Genomic DNA, 12,479 nt, shown 5'->3' with positions numbered 1-12,479 from the left:
GTCACGTCCTCGCGGAGGTCGAAGCGGAGGCGGGATGGAGGGCGGGGGTGCGCGCGCCGCCCAGCGCCAGGGCGTGGCGCAGGTCGATCGCGGCGTGGTAGGGGCGGGCGTGGGCGCAGTTGTAGGCCAGCTCGTGCAGCAGCCGCCGCAGGTACAGCAGGCGCCGCAGCGGGCTGTCGGCGGCCGGGCCGAGCAGCAGCCGCAGCACGCGCTCCCGCCACCGGTCGGCCGTGCGGAACACCTGGTCGAGGACGGCGCGGTCCGCCTCCGCCCAGCCGGGGGCGCCGTCCAGGGCGCCGCGCATCGTCTCCAGGGAGTCGACGCCGAGGCGCCGGGCGCTCTCGAACGCCGCCTCGTCGGCCGCGAAGTACTCCAGGGCGCGCTCCACGGCGACGAGGTCCTGGAGCGGCGACTGCGCGGCCCAGCCCGGGTCGTCGGGGCCGAGCGCGGGCGTGGAGAGGTCGATCACGCTCATCCGCCAACCGGTGACGGCGCCGGGGCCGCACAGCAGGTGGGACAGGTGGAGGTCGCCGTGGCACGGGCCGGCTCCGGGCACCTCGTCCCGGCCCTCGAACGCCGCGCCCAGCGATACCACTTCGGCTTCGAGCGCGGCGAAGGCGGCGTGCCAGGACTGCTCGGGCAGCGCCACCCGCGCCTCCGCGAGTCCGGTCCGCCGCTCGGCGGCCCGCGCGAGCACCTCCCGCGCCGGATACCCGGTGGGCGCGGGCCCGCCGAGCCGCGCCGCCAGGTCGCGGTGGAAGGCGTGCAGGAACGTGCCGGCCGCGCGGAGCCGGTCCTCCAGCGGCAGCAGATGGGGCCGCACCACGTCGGCGGGCGACTGCCGGGCGTCGGTCAGGCGCGGCCACAGCGAGCGCAGGTTCTCCCGCAGCGGCAGGTCGATGCCGTCGCCGGGGGCGTAGCGGTAGATCACGCCCAGCGGATGCCGGGCGCCCGTGGCCGGGTCGGTGTAGGTGTAGTCGCCGGCCCACTCGGGGGTGTGCCCGGTGCCGCTCATCAGCCGCAGCAGCTCCGGTTCGCGCACGGCCTCGTCGAGCCTGCGGTAGGTCTTGTGGATGTGCGGCACGCCGGCGATGTCCACCAGCGACAGGGCGTTGGAGGACCAGCCCTGCTCGAAGGGCAGCCTGCGCACGTCGGGCGCGGGACCGCCCGCCCCGCGGAAGCGGATGGTACCGCCGCGCGCGGTCAGCAGCTCACCGCCGTAGCAGGCCCTGGCGACGGCGGCGGCGTCGAACTCCGTGCTGCCGTGCGCCTCCTCGATGCCTCTCGTGCCGCCGGGGCGTACGGGCAGGAAGAACCGCTGCCCGGCCGCGGGCCCGCCGACGGCGGCGACCACGAGGAGGAGCGCGGCGTCGCCGAGCACCGCGTGGTCGACGCGTTCGTAGCGGTCGGCCGTGCGGCCGTCCTCGGACATCCAGGGCGCGGTGCGCAACAGCGGTGCGAGGTCTGCGTCGCGGATCATGCGGCGTCTCAACTCCCGGTCATGTCGAATCGGTTGATGCCGCGCCGCCACACCGCCAGAGCCGTGAGCACCGCCCCCGCGGTCACCACGGGGAGCCAGACCAGGAGGCCCGTGTCGCCCGTCAGGAGGTAGACGCAGGGCACGTACGAGGTGAAGGCGAAGGGCAGCACCCAGGTCAGCAGGGCGCGCAGCGAGGAGTGGTAGATGTCCAGCGGGTAGGCGGCGAACTCCGACACCTGCGTGGCGGCGTACATCGAGGGCAGGCTCGTCACGGTCCAGAAGGACAGCGAGGCGAAGAACAGCTTCACGGCGGTGTGGATCAGCGCGCCGCAGAGCACGAGCAACGGCGCGAGCGCCCACTGCGCCGCGGTCGGGTCCAGGCCGAGTTCACTGCCCGCCCAGAACACGAGGACCGCGCCGACGATCAGCTCGCCCAGGCCGTCGGGGTGGAAGAAGCGCTCGGAGAGCAGGGAGAACAGCGGGTTCACCGGCCGGATGAGATAGCGGTAGAACTCCCCGCGCTGCACCAGTTTGCGGCCCAGTTCCCAGAGCTGGTCGGTGAAGAGGTGGTCGAGGCCGCGCGGCAGCAGGGAGAAGCCGAGCAGGAAGAGCACCTCGTGGTACGACCAGCCGCCCACGGCGGGCACCTGGCGGAAGACCAGGCCCACCACGGCCGTCTGGATGCCGACCCGCACCAGGAACGCCCCCGCGCCGAGCACGAAGTCGAGCCGGTAGGCGGCGAGCCGGTGCAGCCCGACGCCGCCGAGGAAGAGGGAGAGCCGGAGGTACCGCAGAGCCGTGCGCGTCATCCGCCGAGCACCTCCAGGCGTCCGGTGGCGGCGCGCCACAGCACCGCGGACAGGGCGGCGAGCGCCACGGCCCAGCCCGCCTGCTGGGCCAGCACACCAAGGGCTCCCGCGACGCCCTCGTACCGTCCGAGGAGCAGGGTCAGCGGGCCGTCGACCATGCCCCTGAACGGCAGCGCCATGGCGACGGCCGCGAGCGGGCCCGGCATCAGCGCGATTGGGACGAGCTGCCCCGCGAAGAACGCGACCACGCTCTGCTTGAGCATGCGCACGCCCCAGGTGTTGGTGGTGAGGAAGCCGGTCATGCCGGTCAGCAGGTTCACGCAGAAGGCGATGAGCACCGAGAGGAGCGTGGACAGCGCGAACAGCGCGGCGTTCCCGGCGGTCGGCGCCGTCATCGGGACGAGGAAGGAGAACAGCAGCAGCACGGGGACGCCGACGAGCAGCGCGTTGGCCGCCACCACGGGCAGGCAGGCGGCGAACCGCACGAGTGGATAGCTCACGGGGCGCACCAGCATCACCGCCACGTCACCCCGGTAGACCTCGGCGGCCACCTCGTCGTCGACGCGGTTGGCGTGCAGCACCTGGAGCACCTGCGCCACCAGGAGGTACGTGGTGATGCCCGCCGCGGTGAAACCGCCGGGCCCGGCGCCGGGCGAGCCCGCGTACACGGCGCGCCACAGGAAGACCGTCACGGCGGCGCCGGCCGCCGCGGTGACCCCGGTGACGAAGAACATCGAGCGGTACTGGAGCAGCGACTGCAGTCCGCCGGTGGCGAAGGGCAGATAGCGGCGGGCGCGGGTCACCGCACTCATGCGGCCCCGCTCTCGACGGGTGCGGCCGGCTGGTCGGGGGACGCGCTCTCGGTGGCGTCGCGTTCGTAGACGCGCCGCAGCACGTCCTCCAGGTCGGGTTCGGGGGCGTAGCAGTCGGCCAGGTCGAAGCGGTCGAGGAGGAAGGCGAGCACCTGCCGCGAGGTGAAGGCCGCGACGGGATAGTCCACCCGGATGCGCCCGCCGTCGTCCTCGCTCGCCCGCACACCGGGCAGCCCCCGCTCGATCTCCTCGCAGGCGGCGGGCAGCGGCAGCGGGTCGCGGTGGTCGAAGGTGACGCTGCGCCGGTCGGCGGTGCGCAGCAGGTCCTGGATGGTGCCCTGGTGGACGACCCGGCCGCGGTCGACGACCAGGGCGCTGTCGCAGATCGCCGCGATGTCGCCGATGTCATGGCTGGTGAGCACCACGGTGGTGCCGAGCTCCTGGTTGGCGCGGTTGACCAGGACCCGCACGGCCTCCTTCAGGACCATGTCGAGGCCGATGGTCGGCTCGTCCCAGAAGACGACGGCCGGGTCGTGCAGCAGGCTCGCCGCGATCTCGGCGCGCATCCGCTGCCCGAGGCTCAACTGCCGCACCGGCGTGGTGCCCAAGGCGTCGATGTCGAGGAGTTCGCGGTAGAGCCGCAGGTTGCGGCGGTAGACCGGCTCGGGGATGTCGTAGATCCGGCGCAGGATGCGGAAGGAGTCGGGCACCGAGAGGTCCCACCACAGCTGGCTGCGCTGGCCGAAGACGACGCCGATGGAGCGGGCGTTGCGCTGCCGTTCGCGGTAGGGCTCGATGCCTGCGACCAGGCAGCGCCCGGAGGTGGGCGTCATGATGCCGGTGAGCATCTTGATGGTGGTGGACTTCCCCGCGCCGTTGGCCCCGATGTACGCGGTCCGCGAGCCGGCGGGGATCTCGAAGGAGACCCCGTCGACCGCGCGCACGATCCGGTGTTCGCGGGTGAAGAGGGTGGCGAGCGCGCCGAGCAGGCCGGGGCCGCGTTCGGCGACGCGGAACTCCTTGGTGAGGTTCTCCGCGACGATCACGGGCGGGGAGCCGGTCACGTGGCGGTCACCCGCTCGATGGCCTCGGCCAGCATGCCCACGCCTTCGTCGAGTTGGGCCTCGGTGAGGGTGAACGGCGGGGCGAGCCGGATGATGTGCCCGCCGACCGAGGTGCGCAGGCCGAGGTCGAGCGCGGTCGTGTAGACGTTTCGGGCGATGTCGGGCGCGGGCGTACGGCTGTCCTCGTCCGTCACGAACTCCAGGCCGAACAGCAGCCCGGCCGCGCGGACGTCACCGAGCTGCTCATGCCGTGCCCGCAGGGCGCTCAGCCGCTCGTCGAGCAACGCCCCGAGTTCCCGCACGCGTTCGGTGAGCCGGTCGCGTTCGATGATGCCGAGCGTGGCGCGCGCGGCGGCGATGCCGAGGGGGTTGCTCGCGTAGGTGGAGGCGTAGGAACCGGCCCGCGCGGCCTCGGGTGAGCGCAGCAGTTCGGCGCGGCCGGCGAGCACCGCGAAGGGGAAGCCGTTGGCCATGCCCTTGGAGAGGACCACCAGGTCCGGTTCGATGCCCAGGGCCTCGCTGGCGAGGAAGGAGCCGGTGCGCCCGCCGCCGGTCAGCACCTCGTCGGCGACGAGCAGCACGCCGTTCGCGCGGCAGGCCTCGGCGATCTGTTCCCAGTAGCCGGGTGGCGGGACGATCACGCCGGCCGCGCCGAGCACGGGCTCGAAGACGAGCGCGGAGACGTTCGGTTTCTCGGCGATGTGCTTGCGCACCAGCGAGGCGCAACGCACTTCGCACGAGGGGTACTCCAGGTCGAGCGGGCAGCGGTAGCAGTACGGCGAGTAGCCGAGGACGCTGTTCCCCGCGAAGGCCTGGTTGCCGATGTCCCAGTGCACCAGCATCCGGGCGCCCATCGTCTTGCCGTGGAAGCCGTGGCGGAGCGCGCCGAGCCGGTTGCGGCCCGGGGGAGCGGTCGCCTGCACCACGCGCAGCGCGGCCTCGACGGCCTCGGCGCCGGTGGAGAAGAAGGCGTACGTGTCCAGGTGCTCGGGCAGCAACCGGGTGAGCAGGTCGAGGAGTACGTCCCGCCCCTCGGTCGCGCTGTCGTGCACGTTCCACAGCCGGGCGGCCTGCGCGGTGAGCGCGTCGACGACCTCGGGGTGGCAGTGGCCGAGCGACTGCGTGAGCGTGCCCGCGGCGAAGTCGAGGTAGTCGGCGCCGTCCAGATCCGTCAGGACGGCGCCCCGGCCGTGTGCGAAGACACGCTGCCCGAGGGCGGTCTCCTCCGAGGCGCCGGGCGCCAGGTGGGCGGCCTCCCCGGCCAGCTGTGCGCGCTGGCGGTGACCTGTCACTGCTGCCCCCAGTCGGTGGTTCCGATCGTGCGTCAAGTGCGCGCCGGGATCCGGAAGTTGAGCCAGGGCCCGGTGGGCGCGGATCGAGTGAAACAAGCCGCCGACACCTTTGGCAAGAGCTTTCAGAAAGTTTCAGACAGGCCTTGCGGCAGTCGGGTCGGCTCTGCTTGAGTCATGGAGCCGCTTCGAGTACGAGGAGGGAAACGTGGTGACGCACCCCCTTGCCGCCCCGCAGAGCGGGCGGCTTCCTTGAAGGCTCTGATCCTGGCGGGCGGAACGGGCAGCCGACTGCGGCCGTTCACCTTCACCAGTGCCAAGCAACTGCTGCCCATCGCCAACAAGCCCGTGCTCTTCTACGGCCTTGAGGCCATCGCCGCGGCCGGCATCACCGAGACCGCGATCGTGGTCGGCCGGCACGGCACCGAGATCCGCGAAGCCGTGGGCGACGGCGCCCGCTTCGGACTCCGGGTCACCTACCTGCAACAGGACAGCCCGCTGGGCCTCGCCCACGCGGTGCTGCTCGCCCGGGAGTTCCTCGCCGAGGACGACTTCCTGCTCTACCTCGGCGACAACTACCTGCAAGAGGGCCTCACCGGATTCGTCCGGCGGGCCGAGACCGACCGGAGCGCGGCCCGGCTGCTGCTCACCCCGGTGCCCGACCCCACGGCCTTCGGCGTGGCCGAGCTCGACGAGCACGGCGACGTCCTACGCCTGGAGGAGAAACCGGACCGGCCGCGCAGCGACCTCGCCCTCATCGGCGTCTACGCCTTCGGCCCGCAGATCCACCCGGCGGTCCGGGCGATCAGCCCGTCGGGCCGCGGCGAGCTGGAGATCACCGACGCCGTGCAGTGGCTGATCGACCAGGGTCAGCGCGTGGCCGCGGAGACCACCGAGCGGCCCTGGCGCGACACGGGCAGCGTCGACGACCTCCTGGAGGTCAACCGGCAGGTGCTCGACGGCATGACGGGCCTCGTCGAGGGCAAGGTCGATCCGCACAGCACCCTCGTCGGCCGCGTCCGGGTGGCCGAGGGCGCCGTCGTACGCGGCTCACGCCTGGTCGGCCCCGTGGTGATCGGCGCGGGTACCGTCGTCAGCAACAGCAGCATCGGCCCCTACACAGCCATCGCCGAGGACTGCCGGATCGAGGACAGCGCCATCGCGCACTCCGTACTGCTGCGCGGCGCGCAGGTCGAGGGGGCCTCCCGCATCGAGAGCTCCCTGATCGGACGGGGCGCCGCGGTGTCCCCCGCGCCCCGCCTCCCCGGCGCCCACCGGCTCGTCATCGGAGACCACAGCAGAGTGCAGCTCACCTCATGACCGACAACGCCCCGGCGCACGCCGCCGGCCCCCGGACCGCGGGCACGGACCGCGCCTCCCGCATCCTCGTCACCGGCGGCGCGGGGTTCATCGGCTCCGCCCACGTCCGCGCACTGCTCGGGCCCGACGGCCCGGGCGGTGCGGTGACCGTCCTCGACAGCCTCACCTACGCCGGCAGCCTCGCGCGGCTCGCGGAGGTGCGCGACGACCCCCGGTTCACGTTCGCGCACGGCAGCGTCTGCGACGCCGAGCTGGTCGACGCGCTGGTCGCGGACCACGGGCAGATCGTGCACTTCGCCGCGGAGTCCCACGTCGACCGCTCCATCGCGGGCGGCGCCGACTTCACCCGCACCAACGTGCTCGGCACCCAGACGCTGCTCGACGCCGCGCTCCGGCACGGCGTCAGCCCCTTCCTGCACGTCTCCACCGACGAGGTGTACGGCTCGCTGCCGCACGGCGCGGCCACCGAGGAGTCCCCACTCGCGCCCAACTCGCCCTACGCGGCGTCGAAGGCGGCCTCCGACCTCATCGCCCTGGCCCACCACCGCACCCACGGCCTCGACGTCAGGGTCACCCGCTGCTCCAACAACTTCGGCGCCCACCAGCACCCGGAGAAGCTGATCCCGCGCTTCCTCGCCGCCCTGCTCGACGGGGACAGCGTGCCGCTGTACGGCGACGGGCTCCAGATCCGGGACTGGCTGCACACCGACGACCATGTGCGCGGCCTGGAGCTGGTGCGCACCGGAGGGCGGCCGGGCGAGGTCTACAACATCGGCGGCGGCACCTCCCTGACCAACCTGGAGCTGACCCACCGGCTGCTCGCGCTGTGCGGCGCGGACAGCGGGCGCATCGCCCACGTCACCGACCGCAAGGGCCACGACCGCCGATACGCCGTGGACCACACCAAGATCAGCACCGAGCTCGGCTACCGCCCGCGGACCGACTTCGACGAGGCCCTGGCCCGCACGGTCCACTGGTACCGCGAGAACCGCGCCTGGTGGGAACCCCTGCTGCCGGCCCGCTGCTAGCCGCGCCCCCCGGAGTCCGTGCGAGGGCCCGTGAAGAGGCCTAGGCGGAGCGGCGGTCGTCCCGCCGGCCCGACGCGGTCGAGTCGCGGACGACCAGCTCCGGCAGGAAGACGAACTCGCTGTGCGGCGCGGGCGTGCCGCCGATCTCCTCCAGGAGCGTGCGGACCGCGGCCTGGCCCATCGCCTGCACCGGCTGGCGGATCGTGGTCAGCGGGGGATCGGTGAAGGCGATGAGCGGGGAGTCGTCGTAGCCCACCACGGAGATGTCGCGGGGCACGTCGAGGCCCCGCTCGCGGGCGGCACGGACCGCGCCGAGCGCCATCATGTCGCTGGCGCACACGATCGCGGTGCAGCCCCGGCCGATCAGTGTGTCCGCCGCGGCCTGGCCGCCCTCCAGCGAGTACAGCGAGTGCTCGATCAGCTCGGCGGAGGCCTCGGCGGTCATCCCGAGGCGCTCGCGCAGGCCGAGCTGGAAACCCTCGATCTTGCGCAGGACCGGCACGAACCGCCGGGGGCCCACCGCGAGGCCGACGCGGGTGTGGCCGAGCGCGGCCAGGTGCGTCACGGCGAGCCGCGCCGCGGCCCGGTCGTCGGTGGAGACGAAGGGGGCCCGCACCTTGGGGGAGAAGCCGTTCACGAGGACGTAGGGCACGCCCTTGCCGCGCAGCACCTCGTAGCGCTCCATGTCGGCGGTGGTGTCCGCGTGCAGGCCCGAGACGAAGATGATGCCGGAGACGCCGCGGTCGACCAGCATCTCGGTCAGCTCGTCCTCGGTGGAGCCGCCCGGGGTCTGGGTGGCGAGCACCGGTGTGTACCCCTGGCGGGTCAGGGCCTGTCCGATGACCTGGGCGAGCGCGGGGAAGATGGGGTTGTCCAGCTCGGGTGTGATCAGTCCGACCAGGCCCGCGCTGCTGCGCTGGCGCAGGCGGGAGGGGCGGTCGAAGCCGAGCACGTCGAGCGCCGCGAGGACGGATTCCCGGGTGGCCGCCGCGACACCGGGCTTGCCGTTGAGGACGCGGCTCACGGTCGCTTCGCTGACCCCCGCCTGCGCTGCGATGTCGACGAGCCGTGCGGTCATGGACTGGACTGTACCTGTCACCGGCCCGCTTGCCCACCAGATGGGCAAGGGCATGCAACTTTGCTGCAAGCTTCCGTTCATGCAAGAAACTTGCAGCTCTGAAAGCGGCCGCCACGGGGGATTAGGGCCACCTCAGAGCGGTGTCAAGCGCATCGTTGGCAACCGTAAGGACACGCAGCGGTAACAATGACCAACGCTTGCAGAAATTTCCCGCAAGGTCTTTCGGAGCTTTTTCAATCCTGTTACGTTCCCTGGCAACCCGGCGCCGCGTCCAGTGCGGCTCACCCGGAGGCGCCTCTCCCCCGAGGTCACGCCTCCCCTCGTTCCTCGGGTTCAGTCGAAGGAGTTCACATGCGGCGTGGCATAGGGGCCACCGCGCTGGTCGCGGCCCTCACCCTGACGGCGGCAGCCTGCGGTGGTGACGACGGTGACAGCGGCAAGAAGAGCTCGGGCAAGCTCTCCGGCACGGTCACCTTCTGGGACACCTCGAACGACGCGGAGAAGGGGACCTACGAGAAGCTCGCCAAGGGCTTCGAGAAGCTCCACCCCGACGTCAAGGTCAACTACGTGAGCGTCGCGTTCGGCGAGGCCAACGCCAAGTTCAAGAACGCCGCGGGCGGCAACTCCGGGGCCCCCGACGTGATGCGCACCGAGGTCGCCTGGGTCGCCGATTTCGCCAACCTCGGCTACCTCGCCCCGCTGGAGGGCACCGCCGCACTGGACGACGCGGGCGACTACCTGCCGCAGGCGGCGGCGAGCACCAAGTTCAAGGGCAAGACGTACGCGGTCCCGCAGACCATCGACACCCTGGCGCTCTTCTACAACAAGAAGATGCTCAAGAAGGCCGGCGTCCCGGTCCCCGCCACCTTCGACGAGGTGAAGTCCGCCGCGAAGAAGATCAAGTCGAAGACCGGCAAGACCGGCCTCTACCTGCGCGGCGACGACCCGTACTACTACCTCCCGTACCTCTACGGCGAGGGCGGCGACCTCCTCGACACCAAGAACAAGAAGATCACCGCCGACGACCCCGAGGGCGCCGCCGCGTTCAAGGTGATGAAGGACCTGGTCGACTCCAAGGCCGCCACCACCGACGCGAGCGACGGCTACAACAACCAGCTGAACGCCTTCAAGGACGGCGAGGTCGCCATGGCGATCGACGGCCCCTGGTCCATCGAGGGCGCGCTGCAGGGCAAGGAGTTCAAGGCGGACAAGGGCAACCTCGGCGTCGCCCCCGTCCCCGGTGGCAGCGACCGTCAGGCCTCCCCGCAGGGCGGCTGGAACCTCGCCGCCTACGCGGGCTCCGGCAACCTCGACGCGAGCTACGAGTTCATCAAGTACATGAGTTCCGCCAAGGTGCAGCAGCAGACCACCGAGAAGCTCAGCCTGCTGCCCACCCGCACGTCGGTCTACGACGAGAAGTCCGTCAAGGACAACCAGATGGTGCAGTTCTTCAAGCCGGCCGTGGACAAGTCCGTGGAGCGCCCGTGGATCCCGCAGGCCAACTCCCTCTTCGAGCCGATCCGCCTGCAGATGGGCAAGGTGCTCAGCGGCAAGGCCTCGCCGCAGGGCGCGGCGGACGGCGTCGGTGACGCCTACCGCAAGCTCCTCAAGGACTACAAGTAAGCAGCGGGAACGGGAAGAAGAGGAGGGCTGACCGCCTCATGGCTGTCGAGAGCGGCCAGTCGGTGGTGAAGGCCGCGGATGCCCCGGGCATCCGCGGCCGCGGCCACCTGACCGGCAAAACCGACCGCACCGGGAAGAACCACCGGTCCGGCAAGAACCCCGGGCGCCTGCGCCGGGCGCTGTCCACCCACTGGTACGCCTGGGCCATGGTCGCCCCCGTGGTGACCGTGATCGGCGTGATCATCGGCTACCCGCTGGTGCGCGGCCTCTACCTGTCGACGACCGACGCCAACGAGGCGAACGTCGAGCGCACCATCGGCGTCAACCACATCCCGGCGACGTACGAGTCGGTCGGCCTCGACAACTACACCGCGGTCCTCTCCGACGGCGTGTTCTGGGACCGGCTGACCTGGACCGTCATCTGGACCGTCTCCTGTGTCGCGCTGTCCTTCGCGCTCGGCCTGGCCCTGGCCAACATGCTCAACCGCAAGCTGGCGGGACGCTCCTTCTACCGGATGGCGCTGATCCTGCCCTGGGCGGTGCCCGCCTTCGTCTCCGTGTTCACCTGGCGGCTGATCTTCAACGAGAAGAACGGCATCCTCAACAAGCTCCTGGCCGGCGGCGGCATCGACGCCATCCCGTGGCTGAACGACCCCACCTGGGCCAAGCTCTCGGTGATCACCGTCAACGTCTGGCTCGGCGTGCCGTTCATGCTGGTCGCCATGCTCGGCGGCCTCCAGTCCATCCCGGGCGAGCTGTACGAGGCCGCCGAGATGGACGGCGCCAACGCCTGGCAGCGCTTCCGGCACATCACCCTGCCGGGCCTGCGGTCCGTCAGCAGCACGGTGATCCTCATCAGCAGCATCTGGACCTTCAACATGTTCCCGGTGATCTTCCTGCTCACCCGGGGCGGTCCGGGAGACGCCACCGAGATCCTGGTGACGTACGCCTACCGGCTCTCCTTCGTCGTGAGCCCCCGCGACTTCGCGGGCTCCGCGGCCTGGGGCGTGATCATTCTGCTGCTCCTTTCGCTCTTCGCGGTGTTCTACCGCCGCGCGCTCCGCAAGCAGGGAGAAGTCTGGTGACCACCGCGACGAACCGACCGACCGGGACCACGAGCCCGAGCGAGCCGAAGCGGAAGGTCAGGGCGCGCGGCGAACGCGGCCCCCTGGCCTCCGTCGGCCTCCACGTGACGCTGCTCATCGCCTCCGCCATCGCGGTCCTGCCGCCGCTGTGGCTGCTGATCACGTCGTTCAAGCCGCAGAGCGAGGCGTTCTCCACCGCCCTGGTGAAGGACTTCACCCTCGGCAACTACGACCACGTCATCAACGACACCGAGTTCGTGAGCTGGGTCGGCAACTCCCTGCTCGTCGTCGGCCTGACCACCGTCATCGGTGTCTTCATCTCCGCGACCACCGGCTACGCCGTCAGCCGCTTCAGGTTCCCCGGCATGCGGCCGCTGATGTGGCTGCTGCTCATCACCCAGATGTTCCCCGTCGCGGTGCTCATCGTGCCGCTGTACAACCTCCTCGCGAGCCTGGGCCTGCTCAACCAGCCCATCGGCCTCGTCGTCACCTACCTGACGATCGCCGTGCCGTTCTGCGCCTGGATGATGAAGGGGTACTTCGACACCATCCCGGTGGAGATCGACGAGGCGGGGCGCGTGGACGGCCTCAACCCGTTCGGCACCTTCTGGCGGCTCATCGTGCCCCTGGCCAAGCCGGGGCTCGCCGTCACCGGCTTCTACAGCTTCATCACCGGCTGGGCCGAGGTCGCCTACGCGTCCGCGTTCATGACCGGCGAGGAGAACCTCACCCTCGCCGGCGGCCTGCAGACCTTCGTCAACCAGTACACCAGCGACTGGGGCTCGCTGACGGCCGCCGCGGTGATCGTCGCGGTGCCCGCCGCGATCATCTTCGGCTTCGTCCAGCGCCACCTCGTCGGCGGACTGACGGCCGGCGCGACCAAGTCCTGAC

The 12,479-nt window shown here is 71.3% G+C and carries 11 protein-coding genes; 5 read left to right on the top strand and 6 right to left on the bottom strand.

From position 1 onward, the window contains the following. Position 1 precedes the first annotated feature (1 nt). Genes DCW30_RS01025 through DCW30_RS01005 form a run of 5 tightly spaced genes read right to left on the bottom strand, consistent with a single transcriptional unit; the run spans position 2 to position 5,457 of the window. The gene (locus DCW30_RS01025; protein ID WP_076682705.1) at positions 2-1,480 is read right to left on the bottom strand and encodes a hypothetical protein; all 1,479 of its coding nucleotides are present in this window, start codon (positions 1,478-1,480) and stop codon (positions 2-4) included. 8 nt (positions 1,481-1,488) lie between these two features. Next, the gene (locus tag DCW30_RS01020; protein WP_076682703.1) at positions 1,489-2,289 is read right to left on the bottom strand and encodes an ABC transporter permease; all 801 of its coding nucleotides are present in this window, start codon (positions 2,287-2,289) and stop codon (positions 1,489-1,491) included. Further along, the gene (locus DCW30_RS01015) at positions 2,286-3,101 is read right to left on the bottom strand and encodes an ABC transporter permease (RefSeq protein ID WP_062772653.1); all 816 of its coding nucleotides are present in this window, start codon (positions 3,099-3,101) and stop codon (positions 2,286-2,288) included. Before DCW30_RS01015 ends, DCW30_RS01020 begins: the two co-directional genes overlap by 4 nt. Then, positions 3,098-4,165: an ABC transporter ATP-binding protein gene (locus DCW30_RS01010; RefSeq protein ID WP_237283307.1), complete on the bottom strand. Its 1,068-nt coding sequence runs from the start codon at positions 4,163-4,165 to the stop codon at positions 3,098-3,100. Before DCW30_RS01010 ends, DCW30_RS01015 begins: the two co-directional genes overlap by 4 nt. Continuing rightward, on the bottom strand, positions 4,162-5,457 hold the full coding sequence (locus DCW30_RS01005) for an aspartate aminotransferase family protein (protein WP_079249874.1): 1,296 nt from the start codon (positions 5,455-5,457) through the stop codon (positions 4,162-4,164). Before DCW30_RS01005 ends, DCW30_RS01010 begins: the two co-directional genes overlap by 4 nt. 249 nt (positions 5,458-5,706) lie before the next feature. Here DCW30_RS01005 and DCW30_RS01000 point away from each other — a divergent pair, with 249 nt between their 5' ends. Together DCW30_RS01000 and rfbB are read left to right on the top strand one after the other, a co-directional pair. Then, the gene (locus DCW30_RS01000; protein WP_076682701.1) at positions 5,707-6,774 is read left to right on the top strand and encodes a glucose-1-phosphate thymidylyltransferase; all 1,068 of its coding nucleotides are present in this window, start codon (positions 5,707-5,709) and stop codon (positions 6,772-6,774) included. Next, positions 6,771-7,802 carry a dTDP-glucose 4,6-dehydratase gene (rfbB, locus tag DCW30_RS00995; RefSeq protein ID WP_076682699.1) on the top strand — a complete coding sequence of 344 codons (1,032 nt, stop codon included), beginning with the start codon at positions 6,771-6,773 and terminating at the stop codon, positions 7,800-7,802. Before DCW30_RS01000 ends, rfbB begins: the two co-directional genes overlap by 4 nt. A gap of 40 nt (positions 7,803-7,842) precedes the next feature. Here rfbB and DCW30_RS00990 read toward each other — a convergent pair whose 3' ends face one another. Beyond that, positions 7,843-8,880, bottom strand: coding sequence for a LacI family DNA-binding transcriptional regulator (locus DCW30_RS00990; RefSeq protein ID WP_076682698.1), 1,038 nt, complete (start codon positions 8,878-8,880; stop codon positions 7,843-7,845). Between the two features lie 351 nt (positions 8,881-9,231). Between DCW30_RS00990 and DCW30_RS00985 the strand changes: the two genes are divergently transcribed. From DCW30_RS00985 to DCW30_RS00975, 3 genes are read left to right on the top strand one after another with little or no spacing between them, the layout of a single operon-like run. Further along, the gene (locus DCW30_RS00985; protein ID WP_076682696.1) at positions 9,232-10,503 is read left to right on the top strand and encodes an extracellular solute-binding protein; all 1,272 of its coding nucleotides are present in this window, start codon (positions 9,232-9,234) and stop codon (positions 10,501-10,503) included. A gap of 38 nt (positions 10,504-10,541) precedes the next feature. Beyond that, positions 10,542-11,588, top strand: coding sequence for a carbohydrate ABC transporter permease (locus tag DCW30_RS00980; RefSeq protein WP_076682694.1), 1,047 nt, complete (start codon positions 10,542-10,544; stop codon positions 11,586-11,588). Next, positions 11,582-12,478, top strand: coding sequence for a sugar ABC transporter permease (locus tag DCW30_RS00975; protein WP_373569006.1), 897 nt, complete (start codon positions 11,582-11,584; stop codon positions 12,476-12,478). The genes DCW30_RS00980 and DCW30_RS00975 overlap by 7 nt, the downstream gene beginning before the upstream one ends. Position 12,479 lies beyond the last annotated feature (1 nt).

The organism is Streptomyces alfalfae (genome assembly GCF_004127445.1).
Classification (GTDB): Bacteria; Actinomycetota; Actinomycetes; order Streptomycetales; family Streptomycetaceae; genus Streptomyces; species Streptomyces alfalfae.
Note: the sequence above shows the minus strand (reverse complement) of the source record. Positions and strands in the feature narration are given on the sequence as shown.

Coding starts and splice junctions, on each gene's coding strand:
- DCW30_RS01025 (WP_076682705.1), bottom strand. CDS start 1,480: ATGATCCGCGACGCAGACCTCGCACCGCTGTTGCGCACCGCGCCCTGG.
- DCW30_RS01020 (WP_076682703.1), bottom strand. CDS start 2,289: ATGACGCGCACGGCTCTGCGGTACCTCCGGCTCTCCCTCTTCCTCGGC.
- DCW30_RS01015 (WP_062772653.1), bottom strand. CDS start 3,101: ATGAGTGCGGTGACCCGCGCCCGCCGCTATCTGCCCTTCGCCACCGGC.
- rfbB (WP_076682699.1), top strand. CDS start 6,771: ATGACCGACAACGCCCCGGCGCACGCCGCCGGCCCCCGGACCGCGGGC.
- DCW30_RS00990 (WP_076682698.1), bottom strand. CDS start 8,880: ATGACCGCACGGCTCGTCGACATCGCAGCGCAGGCGGGGGTCAGCGAA.
- DCW30_RS00985 (WP_076682696.1), top strand. CDS start 9,232: ATGCGGCGTGGCATAGGGGCCACCGCGCTGGTCGCGGCCCTCACCCTG.
- DCW30_RS00980 (WP_076682694.1), top strand. CDS start 10,542: ATGGCTGTCGAGAGCGGCCAGTCGGTGGTGAAGGCCGCGGATGCCCCG.